Below are 15,926 nucleotides of genomic sequence, written 5' to 3'. Positions count from 1 at the left end.
CGATTTCAGCATGAGTGACCCAGACCCCCCATCCGACGCGACGCCGACGCTCGACATCGACCGCGAGACCTTCCGCGAGCACGCGGGCGACCGCGACGACCGACCGGTGGTCGTTCGCACCGTCGCGACGCTCGACGTCGAGACGACGCCCCTCGAAGCCTACGCCGTGCTCACCGGCCGATCACCCTCGAGCGACCGGGAGCGGTCGCCGTACGCCTTCCTGCTCGAGAGCGCGGAAAAGACCGCCTCGAGCGACCCGGACGGCGCGTTCCGACCGAGTTCGGCCCAGACGGATCGCCACGCGCGCTACTCCTACGTCGGCTACGATCCGGACGCCGTCGTGACGGTCGAACCCGAGGAAACGACCGTCGAGGCGCTCCGGGACGACGTGCCGCTCGATCTCGTCGAAACGACCGACGACGGCGACACCGTCGACGCCCTTCGCGCGGCGATGCCGGACGTCCGATTTGCGAACGCGCCCGACCACGACCGCCAGCACCTGACCGGCGGACTCGTTGGCTTTCTCGCCTACGACGCGGTCTACGACCTCTGGCTCGAGGAGGTCGGCCTCGAACGGCCCGAGTCGCGGTTCCCGGACGCGCAGTTCGTCCTGACGACCAAGACGCTCGCGTTCGACGAACGTGACGGGACGGTCTCGCTGGTCTGTACGCCGATCCTCGAGGCCGACGACGACCCGGACGCGGTCTACGACGCACTTCTCGAGGAAGCGAGTGCGGTCGCGGCTACGCTGCGCGGGGCCGAGCCGCCCGAGACGGGCGGGTTCACCAAGACCGACGAGGTCGCGGGCGCCAAGGACGTCTACGAGGAGAGCGTCGAGCGGGCCAAAGAGCATGTCCTCGACGGCGACATCTACCAGGGCGTCATCTCCCGAACGCGAGAGCTGTACGGCGACGTCGATCCGCTCGGCTTCTACGAGGCGATGCGGGACGTGAACCCCTCGCCCTATATGTACCTGCTCGAGCACGACGACCTGACCGTCGTCGGCGCCAGTCCGGAGACGCTGGTCTCCGTTCGCGGCCCCGAGATCATGTCGAACCCGATCGCCGGCACCTGCGACCGCGGGACGGGACCCGTCGAGGATCGGCGACTCGCGGGCGAGATGCTGGCCGACGAAAAGGAGCGCGCCGAGCACACGATGCTGGTCGATCTGGCCCGCAACGACGTGCGCCGGGTCGCCGACGCCGGCTCGGTCCGCGTCGACGAGTTCATGAACGTCCTCAAGTACAGCCACGTCCAGCACATCGAGTCGACGGTGACCGGCGACCTCGCGAGCGACGCCGACGCCTTCGACGCGACGCGCGCCTCCTTCCCCGCCGGCACCCTCTCCGGCGCGCCGAAGATCCGGGCGATGGAGATCATCGACGACCTCGAGACCGAACCCCGCGGCCTCTACGGCGGCGGCGTCGGCTACTACTCGTGGTGTGGCGACGCGGACTTCGCGATCGTGATTCGGACGGCCACAGTCGAAGACGAAGGAGACCGGGACCGGATCACGGTCCGTGCCGGTGCCGGACTGGTCGCGGACAGCGACCCCGAATCGGAGTACGAGGAGACCGAGAAGAAGATGGGCGGCGTGCTCGCCGCCCTCGAGGCAATCGAGGAGTCGGGCGACGACGAGGAGAGCGTCGCAGACGGCACTCTCGAGAGCCCGGAGGTGGGCCGATGAGCGCGACGGGCGACGAACGCGCAACGGACGCGAACGAAGGTGGCGAAACGGAGCCGCTGACGGTGCTGTTCGTCGACAACTACGACTCCTTTACGTACAACCTCGTGGAGTACGTCAGCCAGCAGGCTGGCACCGAGACCGAGGTGCTGAAAAACACCGCGTCGCTCGAGGAGATACGCGCGGTCGACTCCGACGCCATCATCATCAGTCCCGGTCCGGGACACCCGAAGAACGACCGCGACGTCGGCGTCACGATGGAGGTTCTTCGGGAACTGAGCCCGGAGGTGCCGACGCTCGGCGTCTGTCTGGGTCTCGAAGCCGCCGTCTACGAGTACGGCGGCAGCGTCGGCCGAGCACCCGACCCGATCCACGGGAAGGCCTCGGCCGTCGACCACGACGGCGCGGGCGTCTTCGCGGGCCTCGAGCAGGGGTTCCGCGCAGGCAGGTATCATTCGCTGGTCGCAACGGAGGTTCCGGACTGCTTCGAGGTATCGGCGACGGCCGAGCATGGTGATGAGACGCTCGTCATGGGTGTGCGCCACCGTGAGTATCCGATCGAGGCCGTGCAGTTCCACCCGGAAAGCGTGCTCACGGCGCTCGGTCACGACGTGATCGAAAACTTCCTCGAGTCGGTCGCGGAAAACTGAGCTGTTCGACGATTCCTGCGGACTCGGTTCGAAAATTCTCGTTCGCTCGGCGGTAGCTGTCGGCCGGAGCGGGTGCTTCAGCCGTCGTCCCGGCGGAATCGATCCTAGTGGGGGACAGCCCCCTCACGAATCAGCAGTCGTGAAATCAGTTCTCGAGCGAGTTAGAAGAACGGAAGGAACGACAGGTCCGTCACGCCGGCCGTATAGAGTCCGGCGAGGACGACGGCGGAGACGATTCCGACTCGGATTGCCAATTTGATCGCGATGCGGATCGCAATGATGGCGACCGCGACGGCAGCAAGTCCCGCGAGTACGAGCAGGACCATCGATGATGGTTCGACCATATCGACTCCCCGTACTACAGGGACGTAATCTTTCTGGATATCGTGACAACATTCGGATCGTGACTACCATCGGGAAGAGAACGCCGATGGAGCCGGTAACCACCGCTCTGAAACTGAAAATCGCCGGACAGAGGGGTGGATTATCCCACTCACGGCTACTTTCAGTTCGGTCTGAAAATCGTTAAGAGCGTCGGCGTTGTAGTCCCAGACAGCACCGATCACGGCCGTTTCGAACGTCGTGGTCGGAGACGAAACCATAGCGTACAGAGACGTCTATACAACCACAGTTGTCCTAATACAAGAAAAGCAGGACAACAACACCCAGTTTTAAGATGTATCGATGACTACCGAACCTTCGTCACGAACGATGAAATGCAGGACCCGGACCCACGCTAGAATCGCCACCCCGCGGCGCGGTCGCCTCGAGGTGACCCGCGCATGAGCGAATCGGAGCTCTCCGCGGAAGAACTAACACTCCCGATCAAGCGCACCGACGGCGACACGCTCGAGGCGCGCATGACCGACAACGCCTACCACAACATCCTCCCCGCGCGCTATCTGCGGAAGGATGCCAACGGCGAACTCACCGAGACTCAGGAGGATCTCTTCGAGCGCGTCGGCACGAACATCGCGCTGGCCGAAGCCGTCTACGAGGCCGAGAAACGCGACCTCGAGATCACGGTCACGCCCGACCAGCTCAAGCCAGGCCATCCGCGCCGCGACGAACTCGCCGAAGAAGTGTTCGGTGAGGGAACCACGGCCAAGGACGACGCGGAAACCGTCCTCACCGAGCGCAACGTCAACAAGTTCGCCTACGACACCATCGTCCCCGAACTCCCCGACGAGGTACGCGAACACGTCGAGGACGTCGCGGAGACGTTCATCGAGGGCATGTCGGAGCTCTCCTTTATGCCGAACTCGCCGACGCTGATGAACGCCGGCGACGAACTCCAGCAGCTCTCGGCCTGTTTCGTCATGAGCCCCGACGACGACCTCTCGGACATCCACGAGACCGCCAAGAAGGCCGCGGAGGTCTTCCAGTCCGGCGGCGGCGTCGGCTACGGCTTCTGGCAGCTTCGGCCGTTCGGCGACTCCGTCGGCTCGACCGGCGGCATCGCCTCCGGGCCGATCACCTTCATGCGGACCTACGACCAGCTCTGTGAGACGATCGCACAGGGCGGGACCCGACGCGGCGCCCAGATGGGCATCATGCGCGTCTCCCACCCGGACGTCATCGAGTTCATCCACGCGAAGAACAAGGACGTCTCGCTGGCGCACACGCTCCGGCTGAACGATCCCGACGACTACACCTACACTACTTTCTCCGAAGCGCTCGAGGAATCGCGCAGCCTCATCGACGAGGACGGTCGCGTCCCCAAACACCTGCGCAACGCCGTCGAGGGCCATCTCTCTAATTTCAATATCTCCGTCGGCGTCACCGACGACTTCATGGCGGCCGTCCAGAACGGCGAGGAGTTCACGTTCACCAACCCGCGGACCGAAGAGCCCCACATCGCCACCGAGGAGACCAAGGAGATGTACGGCCGCTACGACCTCGGCGAGCACGTCGAGGTCGGCGAGCCGCTTTCGATCCCCGCGGAACTCATCTTCGAACGCATCGTCGAGGGCGCCCACGAGAACGGCGAGCCGGGCGTCATCTACCTCGAGCGAGTGAACAAACAGCACTCCTTCGACGTCGAAGCGGAGCCGGACCACCGCATTCTGGCGACGAACCCGTGTGGCGAACAGCCACTCGAGGAACACGAAGCCTGTAACCTCGGCCACATCAACCTCTCGACGCTCGCCGACCAGGAGGCGCCCGACTGGCGCGTCTGGAGCGAGCAACACGCAGACGAGTACGACACGCAAGCCGAGGCCGTCGACGCCTTCCTCGAGGAGGCCATCGACTACGCCGAGTTCGACGAGCGAATCGAGTACGGCACCCGATTCCTCGAGAACGTCGTCACCATGTCCGACTTCCCGGTCGAGGAGATCGAGGAGAAGGTCCGAGACATGCGCAAGATCGGTCTCGGCGTCATGGGTCTCGCACAGCTGTACATCCAGTTGGGCATCAAGTACGGCAGCGACGAGGGCAACGAGGTCGCCCGCCAGCTGATGACCCACATCAACCACGGCGCGAAGGCGACGAGCCACGACCTCGCGACGGAGCGCGGCTCCTTCGCCGACTGGGACGACTCGAAGTACGCTACCCCGACGGAGTACCGCGAGTGGTTCGAGCACCAGACCGGCGAGGACGCCGACGACTGGGCCGACGGCTTCCCGATCCGCAACCACAACGTGACGACCATCGCACCGACCGGCACGACCTCGATGGTCGGCAACACGACCGGCGGCTGCGAGCCGATCTACAACGTCGCTTACTACAAGAACGTCACCGACGACGTTCAGGGCGACGAGATGTTGGTCGAGTTCGACGACTACTTCCTGCGCACCTTAGAGGAGAACGGCATCGACGTCGACGCCGTCAAGGAGGAGGCCCAAGAGCAGATGGCCACGAACCAGTTCGAAGGCGTCGAAGGGCTCTCGACCGTTCCGGACGCCATCGGCGAGCTGTTCGTCATCACGAGCGACCTCTCGGCGAAACAGCACGCCGCCGTCCAGTGTGCCGCACAGGCCGGCGTCGACTCCGCCATCTCGAAGACGGTCAACGCCCCGAACGACTCCACGCTCGAGGACGCCAAGGAGGTTTTCGAGTGGGTCTACGAGAACGGCGGCAAGGGCGTCACCTACTACCGTGACGGCACCCGCTCGAAGCAGGTGCTGACCACGCGCGCCGACAACGCCGACTTCGCGGACGAGACCGAAGCCGCCCAGGCGCTCGTCGAACAGATCGACGAGATCTTCGGCGGGCTCGAGCAGTTCCTCGAGAGCGACGAAGTTCGAGACGTCCTCGAGGAGGACGTCGGCGGACTGCTCGACGACGATCAAATCACGGTCGACTTCACCGAGAAGCGCGAGCGACCCGACGCGCTGCAGGGCGTCAGCCAGCGCATCGACACCGGCTACGGCAAGGTCTACGTGACGATCAACGAGGATCCAGAGACGGGCCAGCCGTTCGAGCTGTTCGCGAACATCGGCCACTCGGGCGGGTTCACCAACTCCTTCACCGAAGCGCTCGCGAAGGTCATCTCGACCTCGCTTCGCTCCGGCGTCGACCCCGAGGAGATCGTCGACGAACTCTGTGGCACGCGCAGTCCGAAAGTCGCCTGGGACAAAGGCGAGCAGATCCAGTCGATTCCGGACGCCATCGGCACCGCGATGCGGCGCTATCTCGACGACGAGATCGACAAGCCGTACCCGAAACAGCAGACGCTCGAGGAGTCCGCCGACGCGGACACCGAAGTCGAGTTCGACGGCCCGCAGACCGACGGCGGCGCGGCGGCCGCACAGGGCGGCACCGAGGCCGACGACGACGCCACGCAGGACCTCATCGACGCCGGCGAGTCGCCGGAGTGTCCCGACTGCGGCTCGATGTCGCTGTACTTCTCCGAAGGCTGCAAGACGTGCGAGAGCTGTGGCTGGTCGGAGTGCTGAGCCGGTAACAACGGTACTCACGGCTCAGTGACGGTTCGAACGACGCACGAACGATCTTTTTTGACTCAAGCGAATCAGTAGCACGGCCCTCGAGTGCAGCCGTCCGTGTGCCGATCAGACTGCCGATCGATCCAGCGCCGAAACGGTCGCCGTTCGGTGCCACAACAGGCCGACCAGCCCGGCACCGGAGAGCACCAGTCCGCCGGCGACGGCGAACGCGAGACCGAAGCTCGAGGCCGCGAGCCAACCGCCAAGGAGGCTCCCGAGCCCGCCGGCGAACGCCATGAGCGCGCTGTAGACGCCGAGGGCCTCGCCGCGGACTCCCGCGGGCGCGAGCTGGGTGACGATCGTCCCCGTCGTCACGGAGATGACGGCCCAGGAGAGCCCGATCAGGACGAAGACGGTCGCGGTCCCGACGAGACCGATCGTCGTCGCGCCGAAGACGATGCCGACGAGGGCGACGAGCGGGAGTCCGACCGCTCGGCCGAGGAGCCCGGCGATCTGGACGAGTTCGGCGTCGTGTCTCGTCGCGAGACGACCGACGCGGTCGAAGAAGACCGCCGACGCGATACTCGAGACCAGATAGAGCGCGAAGATGCCGTCGGAGCCGTAGCCCGCGTCGCCCAGAAACGCGGGGAGCGGGGCGAAAAACACCGCAGAGCCGGCGAAGACGAGGACGATCGCGCCGAAGTAGAGGGTGAGATCCGGCGTGAACCGACGGGCCAGTCTGCTGGGGTGGAGGTCTCGCGGATCGACGCGCACCGGGGAGAACGGAAACGTGACGCCCCGAACGTTGAACCGGCCGGCGCGCCGAATCGCTCGTCGAAGCTTCCGCGGCGAGGGCTCCTCGCCCGGCCGGGGATCCGGCGGCAACAGCCGAACTGCGGCCACACAGCTCAGTCCGGCACAGCCGGCGCAGGCGAGCAGGAACCCTTGCTGGGCGGCCAGCGGGTCGAGGACCAGTTCCGCGCCGGCGGTCCAGACAGCACCCGCGAGGAGTCCGAGCGCCCAGCCCACTCCCTGGTAGGTATTGAGCCGGGCGATCTGTGCGCTCCACTGGGAGTCGGGGACGTCCGTAACCGCGAGGAGAGTCAGGATCGGCAACGCCGCCGCGGAGGCGAACCAGATGACGGCGTTCGCGCCGACGACTATCGGAATCGACTGTGTAAGGGGGACGAGAGCGGCCATCACGGCGACGAGTCCGAGTGCCGCGACGACGAAGCCGCGACGTTTGCCCGTGCGATCCGCCAGCCCGCCGAACGCCAGCGCGCCGGGAACCCCGGCGAACGCGGCTGCGGCGGCGAGCACGCCGAGTGTGAACGGATCGCCGCCGAGCGAGACGACGTAGAGCGGGACGATCAACGAGACGCCACCGAATGCGACGGAGCCGAGCGCCCACGCGTACAGCCACCGATGGGACATTAGAGAGGACACTCGAGCGCCGCCTCATAAATGGTCGATTTCGGTCGGCGCGTTCGATAGCGATTCTCTCGCTCGAGGACAGTCACTCACTGTCGGCCGCGAGTCGAACAGCGGGTCGCCTCGACCGGGAGCACCACACTTAGCACGGTCGGGGCAGTATCGAGCGCTATGGCTGCCGACGACGACGGAGACGGGAACGGGGCAAATGCGGTGGACGGGCCCAATGTCGACTCGAGCGGCGCACCGACCTGTCCGCACTGCGGGGAACCGCTGTACAAGCGCCACTGCAAGTACGTCTGTCCGCAACACGGCCCCATTATCGATTGCTCGGATCCCTTCCGGTGATCGCGACTCAGCACCCGACTCAGGGCGTGAGTTGCGCGGTACAGATACAAGGCGACGGCTTGTGGTCTCGAGCAAGCGACCTGTATGTCTACACAACCGACGATCCTCGTCGTCGACGACGAGCGCGAACTCGCCGACCTCTACGCGATGTGGGTCGATGGAGAGTACGAGGTGCTGACCGCCTACGACGGCCGATCGGCGCTCGAGGCGATGAGTCCGGCGGTCGACGTCGTCCTGCTCGACCGCCACATGCCGGATCTCACCGGGGACGAGGTTCTCGGACGAATCCGAGCCGCGGGCCACGACTGCTGGGTCATCATGGTCACAGCGGTCGATCCCGGACTCGACATCGTCGAACTGGATATCGACGACTACGTGACCAAACCGGTGACGCGAACCCAGTTGACCCGAATCATCGAGAACCTTCGCGTGCAGGCCAAGTTCAGCAACGACGGTCGCCGCGAACTCGCCGCGCTCTCGAACAAGATGGAGACGCTCGAGGACGAGCAGTCGGTAGACGAGTTAGAAGAGACCGAGGCGTATCGGCAACTCGAGTCGGATCTGACGGAGCTGAGCGACTCGCTGGTCGAGGAGTGAGGCGGGAAGCGATGAGACGCGTTTGCGAACCAATCTCGAGTTAGCTCTCCGCGGATCGACCGGCAGTCCCCGTCTGCCTGTGCGTTCGAACGACGCGATACGCCGGACCGGCGAGCAGCACCGACGCGGCGACGAGACAGGCGACGGTGAGCGTGACGCCGAGTTCGCCGAGTCCGCCCGCGGTGACGGTGGCGGCCGACGCGCCGACGACGACGCCGGCGACCGTCCACGGGAGTTCGCCGACGACCGTCCCGACCACGAACTGCCGGAGTCGCACGCCGCTGACCGCCGCCGCACACGTCGAGACGTCCGAGGGAATCGGCGCTAATCGAGAGACGACGACGCCACGGGTCGGGCCCGCGGTATCATAATACCGGGCGACGACGCTCCCCGCCCGCTCGAGGAGCGAGCCGAACGCGCCCTCGATCGAGGCTTGCACGGAGTCGGCACGCGTGGTACTCGACGCACTCGTATCGGTGTCGGCGAACCAGCGAGCGACGAGGAAGACGGGAATCACGGTCACCACGACACCGGCGAGTGCGATCGGGATCCCGAGCGCGACGCCGTAGCCGTAGCCGACGACGACGGCCAACGGCGTCGTCGGCAGGACGAGCAGCGGTCGCACGAGATAGAGGCCGACGACGACGAGTCCGAACAGATAGGGATCCGCCGAGACCGACTCGACGGCCCCGAGCACCGTCGACGGCGAGACGAGCACGCCCATCGCGACGATCGCACCGATCACGACCGCCCCGACGAGCGCGCGGCGTTTCACCGACGACAGCGTCATCGGTTCCAGTTTTTCGTCGAGCGTTGAAACGTTTGTGTCTCGACGGGTGGCCGTCGGTTGCGGTCGATGGCGGACGACGCAACGTTTATTCGCTCGCGGCCGACAGCACTCATCGATGGATCGCGACGAGACCGGACCCGACACGGCCGCCGGCGTGAGCGACGACCGGGTCGCGCTCGGCTTGGCGCTACTCGAGCGCCTTGAGCACGAGTCGCTTCCCCTGCCCGAGGTCGTCGACCGGATCGAGACGGTGACGACCGATCCGACGGTGACGCGAACGATCCTCGACGAGGCGGAACTCCGCGGCATCGTCGAGCGCGAGGACGGCATCATCCGCCCGAAGAGCCGCCAGTACGTTCGGTTCGAGCAGGACGTAATCACGAAAGAGGGCGACTTCTCCTGCCAGCGCTGCGGGACCGGCGTCTCGACGGGCTACTTCATCGATCTCGACGCCGGCGAACTGGGGCCCTTCGGCTCCTCGTGCATTCGGAAGGTGACTGGCCGAGAGGACTGAGTACGCGAGCCGCTGAGAGGACTGAATACGCTTCTATCGCTGCTTGCGGAGTTCGGCGATGAGTTGCTCGATCGTCCCTTGCTGGCGTTCGATGACCTCGGTCTGTCGCTCGACGGCGACCTCGAGTGCCTCGACGCGCTCGAGCAGTTCGTCGGCGACGTCGTCGTCGAGCTCGGTCTCAGGGATGGTGTCGGTATCAGTCCCGAGCAGCGGCGTCGAATCCGTTCCGAGTCCGCCGTCGTCCTGCGTCGGCTCCGCGTCGATCCCCGTCGATTCGGTTCCCTCGAGATCGGCCTCCGGTTCGGTCACGGTGTCGGCCGACATTTCGAAGGTGGTCTCGGTTTCCGAGGATGTGGTCTCGGACGACTGGGTCGGCTCCGAATCCGTCTCCGGTGGCGTCCGCGTCGCCGACTGCGTCTGCGTCTCGGGCTGCTGTCGCTGTTGAGACGCCTGCGCGGTGTCCTGTTGGGTCTGTGGCTCGCTCGTTGTACCCGAGTCCGCCGCGGGCTTGGGCTCGTTCGCGTCCGAGCCAGCGGCTGACGTCTCGTCCGTCAGCGGATCGGGGGTTGCTGCGGGTTCCTGGACGCCAGCGGCCGCCTCGTCGACGGGTTCGTGATCGTCCAGCGACGGCGGGTTTGCGTCGAGGGGATCGACCCCCTCTCCGAAGTCGACCGACGCGCTCCGCTGGCTCTGCTCGGCCTCGTCGTCACCGCCGACTTTCTCGTTGAGTTCCTCGAGCGAGCCGACGTCGTGGTACTCGAAGAGGGCTCGCTGGAGCCGTTCCCGGAGATCGTTCGCCTGCTCGTTGGGGGCTTTGATCCGCTGGGGTCGGCCGTCGACGGTGAGCACGATCTGCGTGGCGACGCTACCGTCCTCGAAGGAGAGACTCGTGACGTCCCCGAAGTGGTACTCCTCGTAGTCGCCGTCCCAGACCGCCGCACCGATGTGTTTGACGAGCCTGTCGCTGGTGATGATCAGCGTTAGTTCGCTGAAGCGGTAGGTCTTGGCGACCGTCTCGCCGGGGTCGGTGATTCCGTTCCCGTTCAGGACGCCGGCCAGCACCGGGTGCAAGACGTCGTCAGTTTTGCCGCTGGGGACGCTGAACGATTTCGTTCCCTCGAGCGGATACTCGAGGGTGAACTTCGTCTTGCGTCGGCCCTCCGAGAGGGTGAGTCGGTCGGCCTCGTGGGGGTATTCGTCGATCGACTCGTCGCTCAGCAGGCCTTCGGAGCTGTAGACGAGCGTGCTCGAGGGCGTGATGAAGAGTTCGTTCTCGCCACCGAGAGAGACGCGCGCCGCGATTTCCTCGCCATTGAGAGTAGACTGGACGATTCCGGGAACGCTCATGCGCGGGTAGTTGGGAAGGCCGTGCCATAAATCCGTGGGTCGGCGTTGCACGCCGGGGTCGAATGAGAAGGTTAAAGAAACAGACGGGGCTATCTGAGAGTGAGCCCGGGTGGCTTAGCTGGACATAGCGCCGCACTCATAGGGTTCAGAGATTCGGTGCGGTTTCGCCTTGGAAGCCTCCGTGTCCCCACGAGGACTCATGCCGAGCCTCGGACCTGGGACATGCGGAGATCGAGGGTTCGGAGCCCTCCCCGGGCATTTTTCGACGACGAGTCACGAACGCAGTGAGTGACGAGTCCGAGAAGATGCCCGGGGAGGCGGAGAACCCGTAGGTCTTGCGCGAACGAAGTGAGCGCAAGGCAGGAAAGACGAACGGAGTGAGTCTTTCCGTGGTTCGGAGCCCTCCCCGGGCATGCTTCTCTACACATCACGAGTCGAATACGAGTGATAACACTGAAAAGCATGCCTGGTTCGCTCCGAATCCGGTGGTCTTCGCGAGTAAGTGAAACGAACGAGCGAAGGCTCGAGAGAGCTTTGCTCTCTCGTAGGTTCGGAGCCCTCCCTGGACATTTTTCCAAGAAGCCAGGAACGAAGTGAGCGTCGGGTCCGAGAAAATCCCCTCCCTCGAATCCGACTAGAAGTCGTCGTACGCTACCGGCTTCTCAGTGTCGCGCTGACTCCGATACGGCCTCAAGCTCGACTTCGACCTCGTTCGTTCGCATGAACGGCGGCGTCCACGGATCGTTGTACTGGAGGAGCGTCGGCTCGTCGCGTCTCTCGATAGCTCGCCGAGAGAGGCCCTCGAGCAGACGGGTTCGCTCTCGGTCGACGCGTTCGTCGGTCGCGTACCACGAAAAACGCCGTACCGCCACCGTACGCGGCGGATCGACGACGAGCCGAACGTCGGGATCGGTCGGTTCCGGGGCAGTTTCGGCCGTGTACGCCCGTGGAAGGGAGAAGGCCATCGTCACGTCATCGCCGTCTGACCCCGTTCGCACGGGAGCGGTCATCGGAATCGACGTCCCGCGGACTGTAACCGGTGCGGTCATCGCCATGTCCTCGCTTCGCGTGTTATCGCCCGAGATGTAGCGAAAGAGTCGCCTGAACGCCGTCGCCGCGTCCGGAGCCGTCGTCTCGGCACGGACCGTGCGCGGGTAGCGGCGGATCTCGATGTCGTCGAAGGTCTCCAGCGTTTCCGAGGGGACGCGTTCGGTCGTACGGGTGACGTACGCACCCCACCCGATCCACAACCCGACCAGTGCGGCGATCCCGAGTAGTAGCGTTCGTACGGATCGCATAGGTATCGAACGACTCGCATCCCAATAGATCCGAGGGGGTCCGCGGCCGTGCGTCGATCGGCGGATATGTTGGTTCGTCCGGCTCGCCGAGACAGTCGATCGGTGACAAGTTCCGCCACGATCCTGTCGAACATCGGGCACGGGTATTGCACGGAGGATATTTCGTTCCTAACACTACACCTCCACTGGTGCGCTGACGGTGAAGTTCTCGTCGACAAACGGGATAGTCTCCGTCTCGGACGATTCGAAACGAGCGGTGACGAAACTGCCCTCACGAGGACCGTTCGACGACCAGGACGGGAATATCGTCCATCCGTAGGACGCTCGAGGTCACGCTTCCGAGCAACTGTCGCGCAAGATTCGACCGGCCGAGTGACCCGATGATGATGGCGTCGACGTCGTGATCGGAGACGTGCTCGTGGGTGACAGCAGCGACGCCCGTTCGGCAGTTTGTGGACGCCTACCCGAGGAGGTTCTGAAGCACTAGAACGATGAAGAGGGCAATCACCGCCTCGGAGATGATCCACGAGTTGTCGTCCATCCAGTCGCGAAGTGTTGGGAGTGCGGCTTCTGCTCGCTCACCGAGCACGAACACGCTGAGTAATGGAATCGCCAATATGAAGAGCGTCAGTAGGACGAATCCTGCCGCGTGCGTGATCGGATCACCGTTGGCTGCGAGGTAGGTGCCGACGCTAATCGACGTGACGATGTCGGTCGGGAAGAATCCAAGCAGGAGAAATCCCAATCGAAACGAGAACCGCGGTGTCGCGGTGGTCAACTTCCCCATCCACTTCGGTGGCTCCGATACGTTCCGCTTTCGGTAGGTCTCCACCGCCGCATAGAGGAGGAGAACGAAAACGGCGCCGTAGAGGATTTGTTGTCCGGTCGGCCCCAACAGGCCGCCACCACCACCGCCAAATCTGTTTCCGAGCAGGTACGCGATGGCGACGACGAGACTGATAGCGAGAGCCGCACCGAAGACGTACGCGGTCGAGTTCGCTCGCCAGTTTTCGCTCGTGGCGAGAAAGATGGGCGCGAGTATCTGTGGCCCTGCGATCATCACGACGGCCAGTGGGAGAACCTCCACGAGGCTCATCGCTCAGACCCGCTGTGACTCGAGTTGTGGCACCGATCGAACCATCCACGTTGGGAACTGTTTACAACGAGTATCATAATCGTGGTTCTCTAGCTGAGAGTAGAGGCCGGCGACGGTAATTAGTATTATTACAATCACACAACGGAGTAATTCGTCGGTTCTGGCGGGTGCACCGTTCGTCTACGTCGTGTCGTCGAATAGTAACTCGAAAGAGATTAGAACGGAAGCGTCGAAAAACCGGATTTCCCGATACAGCGTATCTACAGCGTCTCGAGCTATCGTCTAGATAGCCAGCAAGTCCGACCAGCCGTACTCTCCTCCCACCCTGAAAACGACGTTATTACCTCCGAGAGCGTACTACATCATTGATCATGAGTGTGAATTGGACAGCTGTAGTAATTGGGTTCGTCGTGGCGCTCGTCCTCGCGTTCATCAACGGGCTCGTGTACGCGGGAACGGATGCGACAGTTCTGGCGCTCTCGTGGGCGATGATCGGCGTACTCGGCGGTCTCACCGCCGGTCTCATCGCAGGCGGAACGGTGGAAAACGGCGCCCTCAACGGCGGCCTGGCGACCGTCTTCGGATCGCTCATCGTGCTGGTGGTCGTCTCGTTCACCACGCTGCTCTTCGGCGGACTCGTCGCGTCGTTCGGGATCCTCGGCATCGGCCTGCTCCTGCTGGCGTTCTACGCCATCCCCGGCGCGATCGGCGGCGCGATCGGATCGTGGGCCAAGGGGCGACGGGCCTCCCGGGAGATGGCCGGCACACGGGCGTGAGAGAGGGCAACACCGACACCGGGAAACGATTGTTTTTTGCCGTCCTATCTATCCGTTTCACTTTTACCAACACGCTTATCCGGCTCTTCGAGTGATCCGTGATCGATCATTTAGAGTAACCGACCCTCACCTCGCCAGCTAGCGTATTCGTGGTTTTGAACGCGGATCATCGGTGGACGGTTACGGTTCATCGGTGAACGATTCGTTGTGACTCCCAGCCGATCAGTCCGGAGCAGCGTCGATCGTCGATGACTGTGCCCGCTTCGCTCTGGTACTCCCGAACGATCGCGCGCCGATGAATCTCTTCAGCCTCGCGTACTCCTTTTTTCTCGTTTCGGGTATTGGTGATTTCCCAATGCACAAGTGCCAACGCATCGGAAAGCCGAACGACCGGGGTTCGATACTCGTGCCGTAGGTGCGCCACAGATGAGTACGCGATCCAAAAGATCCAGGACGTTCTTCGTCGTCGTCGGCGTTCTCGTCGGACTGCTCTCGTTACTGATCGTCCTCCCGTTTCTCAGTTGGATTCTCATTGCGGTGATCCTCGCCTACGTCCTCCGTCCGATCGACCGGCGGCTTTCGCGTCGACTCGGCTCGAGCCTCTCGGCCGTCCTGTCGATACTGGTCGGACTCGCGTTCGTCGTCTTCCCGATCGTCCTCATCCTCGCCGTCGCGGCGAACCAGGCCAGCCAGCTATTCGCACAATTTGACCCCCAGGACATCTCCCAGATCGACGACGTCGTCGCGGAGCGTTTTGGCGTCCAAGTCGATACGGCGGCCTTGCACGACGCGTTCACCGGCGCGGTGAAGACGGGAGCTCGGGGCCTCGCCGGCAACCTCTTCAGTATCATCGGTGGGCTCCCCGAACTCTTCATCGGGTTTACCGTCCTATTCTTCGTCCTGTTTTATTTACTCAAAGACGGCGATAGCGCGGTCGAATGGTTCCGAACGGTAGTTCCGCTCGAGCCGGACGTTCGGGAGGAACTGTTCGAAGAGACGGGTCTCCTCTTGCACAATTCGCTCGTCGGAACCGCCGCCGTCGCAGCGGCACAGGCGGTCCTCATCGGCACGGCGTTCCTCGTCCTCGGGTTCTCGAATATCGTGTTTTGGGTCGTCACGACGTTCGTCGCGGCGATGATTCCGCTCGTCGGCGCAACTATCGTCTGGATCCCGGCGTCGGGGTATCTGCTTCTCACCGGCGACCTCGTTCCCGCCATCGCGTTGTTCGCCTTCGGTGCAGTAGTGATCAGTTCGGTCGACAACATTCTTCGGCCGCTCGTCATGCGACGCGGAGCAGAACTCAGTCCGGCACTCACGATCGTCGGTATCTTCGGCGGCATCGCGCTCTTCGGCTTCATCGGACTTTTCGTCGGCCTAATCGTTCGGAACGGTGAAACTGATCATCGATCTATGGGTTCGAGAGTATTCCGAGCCGCGCCGACCCAGTAGCGACAAGCGAAGGAGTCGAGAGACGCAGTTGCGCAATCGTTTACCGAATAGATGATCCA

14 protein-coding genes, 1 tRNA gene and 1 pseudogene are annotated in these 15,926 nt (G+C 63.9%); 9 read left to right on the top strand and 7 right to left on the bottom strand.

Features of this window, described 5'->3' with window-relative positions:
* Positions 1-10: 10 nt before the first annotated feature.
* Both trpE and trpG read left to right on the top strand, forming a co-directional pair.
* A complete protein-coding gene (trpE, locus tag ACSFDB_RS12805; protein ID WP_440771370.1) occupies positions 11-1,687 on the top strand; it encodes an anthranilate synthase component I in 1,677 nt (558 codons plus the stop codon).
* Complete coding sequence (trpG, locus tag ACSFDB_RS12800) at positions 1,684-2,334, top strand: anthranilate synthase component II (protein ID WP_440771369.1); 651 nt, start codon at positions 1,684-1,686, stop codon at positions 2,332-2,334. The genes trpE and trpG overlap by 4 nt, the downstream gene beginning before the upstream one ends.
* 161 nt (positions 2,335-2,495) lie before the next feature.
* Here the strand turns inward: trpG and ACSFDB_RS12795 are convergent, their stop codons facing one another.
* Positions 2,496-2,678 (bottom strand): hypothetical protein, encoded by a 183-nt coding sequence (locus ACSFDB_RS12795; protein WP_027119225.1) that lies wholly within the window; start codon positions 2,676-2,678, stop codon positions 2,496-2,498.
* Between the two features lie 438 nt (positions 2,679-3,116).
* On the opposite strand from ACSFDB_RS12795, the gene ACSFDB_RS12790 reads away from it, so the two are divergent.
* A complete protein-coding gene (locus ACSFDB_RS12790) occupies positions 3,117-6,233 on the top strand; it encodes an adenosylcobalamin-dependent ribonucleoside-diphosphate reductase (RefSeq protein WP_440771368.1) in 3,117 nt (1,038 codons plus the stop codon).
* Between the two features lie 114 nt (positions 6,234-6,347).
* Here ACSFDB_RS12790 and ACSFDB_RS12785 read toward each other — a convergent pair whose 3' ends face one another.
* Positions 6,348-7,655, bottom strand: coding sequence for an MFS transporter (locus ACSFDB_RS12785; protein ID WP_440771367.1), 1,308 nt, complete (start codon positions 7,653-7,655; stop codon positions 6,348-6,350).
* A gap of 168 nt (positions 7,656-7,823) precedes the next feature.
* Between ACSFDB_RS12785 and ACSFDB_RS12780 the strand changes: the two genes are divergently transcribed.
* Positions 7,824-8,000, top strand: a complete 177-nt coding sequence (locus ACSFDB_RS12780; protein ID WP_440771366.1) for an HVO_2523 family zinc finger protein — start codon at positions 7,824-7,826, stop codon at positions 7,998-8,000.
* 84 nt (positions 8,001-8,084) lie between these two features.
* On the top strand, positions 8,085-8,597 hold the full coding sequence (locus tag ACSFDB_RS12775; protein WP_440771365.1) for a response regulator: 513 nt from the start codon (positions 8,085-8,087) through the stop codon (positions 8,595-8,597).
* A gap of 40 nt (positions 8,598-8,637) precedes the next feature.
* Here the strand turns inward: ACSFDB_RS12775 and ACSFDB_RS12770 are convergent, their stop codons facing one another.
* Complete coding sequence (locus tag ACSFDB_RS12770; protein ID WP_440771364.1) at positions 8,638-9,387, bottom strand: TVP38/TMEM64 family protein; 750 nt, start codon at positions 9,385-9,387, stop codon at positions 8,638-8,640.
* 115 nt (positions 9,388-9,502) lie between these two features.
* Here ACSFDB_RS12770 and ACSFDB_RS12765 point away from each other — a divergent pair, with 115 nt between their 5' ends.
* Positions 9,503-9,901 (top strand): DUF5830 family protein, encoded by a 399-nt coding sequence (locus tag ACSFDB_RS12765; protein ID WP_440771363.1) that lies wholly within the window; start codon positions 9,503-9,505, stop codon positions 9,899-9,901.
* Positions 9,902-9,934: 33 nt separating this feature from the next.
* Here the strand turns inward: ACSFDB_RS12765 and ACSFDB_RS12760 are convergent, their stop codons facing one another.
* Entirely contained in the window at positions 9,935-11,248 is a 1,314-nt protein-coding gene (locus tag ACSFDB_RS12760) for a DUF7115 domain-containing protein (RefSeq protein WP_440771362.1), read from the bottom strand.
* 103 nt (positions 11,249-11,351) lie between these two features.
* Between ACSFDB_RS12760 and ACSFDB_RS12755 the strand changes: the two genes are divergently transcribed.
* A tRNA-Met gene (locus ACSFDB_RS12755) sits at positions 11,352-11,506 on the top strand.
* A gap of 404 nt (positions 11,507-11,910) precedes the next feature.
* Here ACSFDB_RS12755 and ACSFDB_RS12750 read toward each other — a convergent pair.
* The 3 genes and pseudogenes from ACSFDB_RS12750 to ACSFDB_RS12740 all read right to left on the bottom strand — a co-directional run bounded on the left by ACSFDB_RS12750 (position 11,911) and on the right by ACSFDB_RS12740 (position 13,642).
* Positions 11,911-12,546 carry an SOUL family heme-binding protein gene (locus tag ACSFDB_RS12750; RefSeq protein WP_440771361.1) on the bottom strand — a complete coding sequence of 212 codons (636 nt, stop codon included), beginning with the start codon at positions 12,544-12,546 and terminating at the stop codon, positions 11,911-11,913.
* A 271-nt stretch (positions 12,547-12,817) separates the two neighbouring features.
* Positions 12,818-12,967: pseudogene (locus ACSFDB_RS12745) on the bottom strand (universal stress protein); the annotation flags it as partial.
* 39 nt (positions 12,968-13,006) lie between these two features.
* Positions 13,007-13,642 carry a GAP family protein gene (locus tag ACSFDB_RS12740; protein WP_440764748.1) on the bottom strand — a complete coding sequence of 212 codons (636 nt, stop codon included), beginning with the start codon at positions 13,640-13,642 and terminating at the stop codon, positions 13,007-13,009.
* Between the two features lie 371 nt (positions 13,643-14,013).
* Here ACSFDB_RS12740 and ACSFDB_RS12735 point away from each other — a divergent pair, with 371 nt between their 5' ends.
* A complete protein-coding gene (locus ACSFDB_RS12735) occupies positions 14,014-14,418 on the top strand; it encodes a DUF5518 domain-containing protein (protein WP_440764749.1) in 405 nt (134 codons plus the stop codon).
* A gap of 426 nt (positions 14,419-14,844) precedes the next feature.
* Positions 14,845-15,867: an AI-2E family transporter gene (locus ACSFDB_RS12730; RefSeq protein WP_440771360.1), complete on the top strand. Its 1,023-nt coding sequence runs from the start codon at positions 14,845-14,847 to the stop codon at positions 15,865-15,867.
* The last annotated feature ends 59 nt before the right edge of the window (positions 15,868-15,926 follow it).

Origin of the sequence: Natronorubrum amylolyticum, from assembly GCF_052040145.1 — an archaeon.
GTDB lineage: Archaea > Halobacteriota > Halobacteria > Halobacteriales > Natrialbaceae > Natronorubrum.
This window is presented reverse-complemented; position numbering and strand designations above follow the sequence as displayed.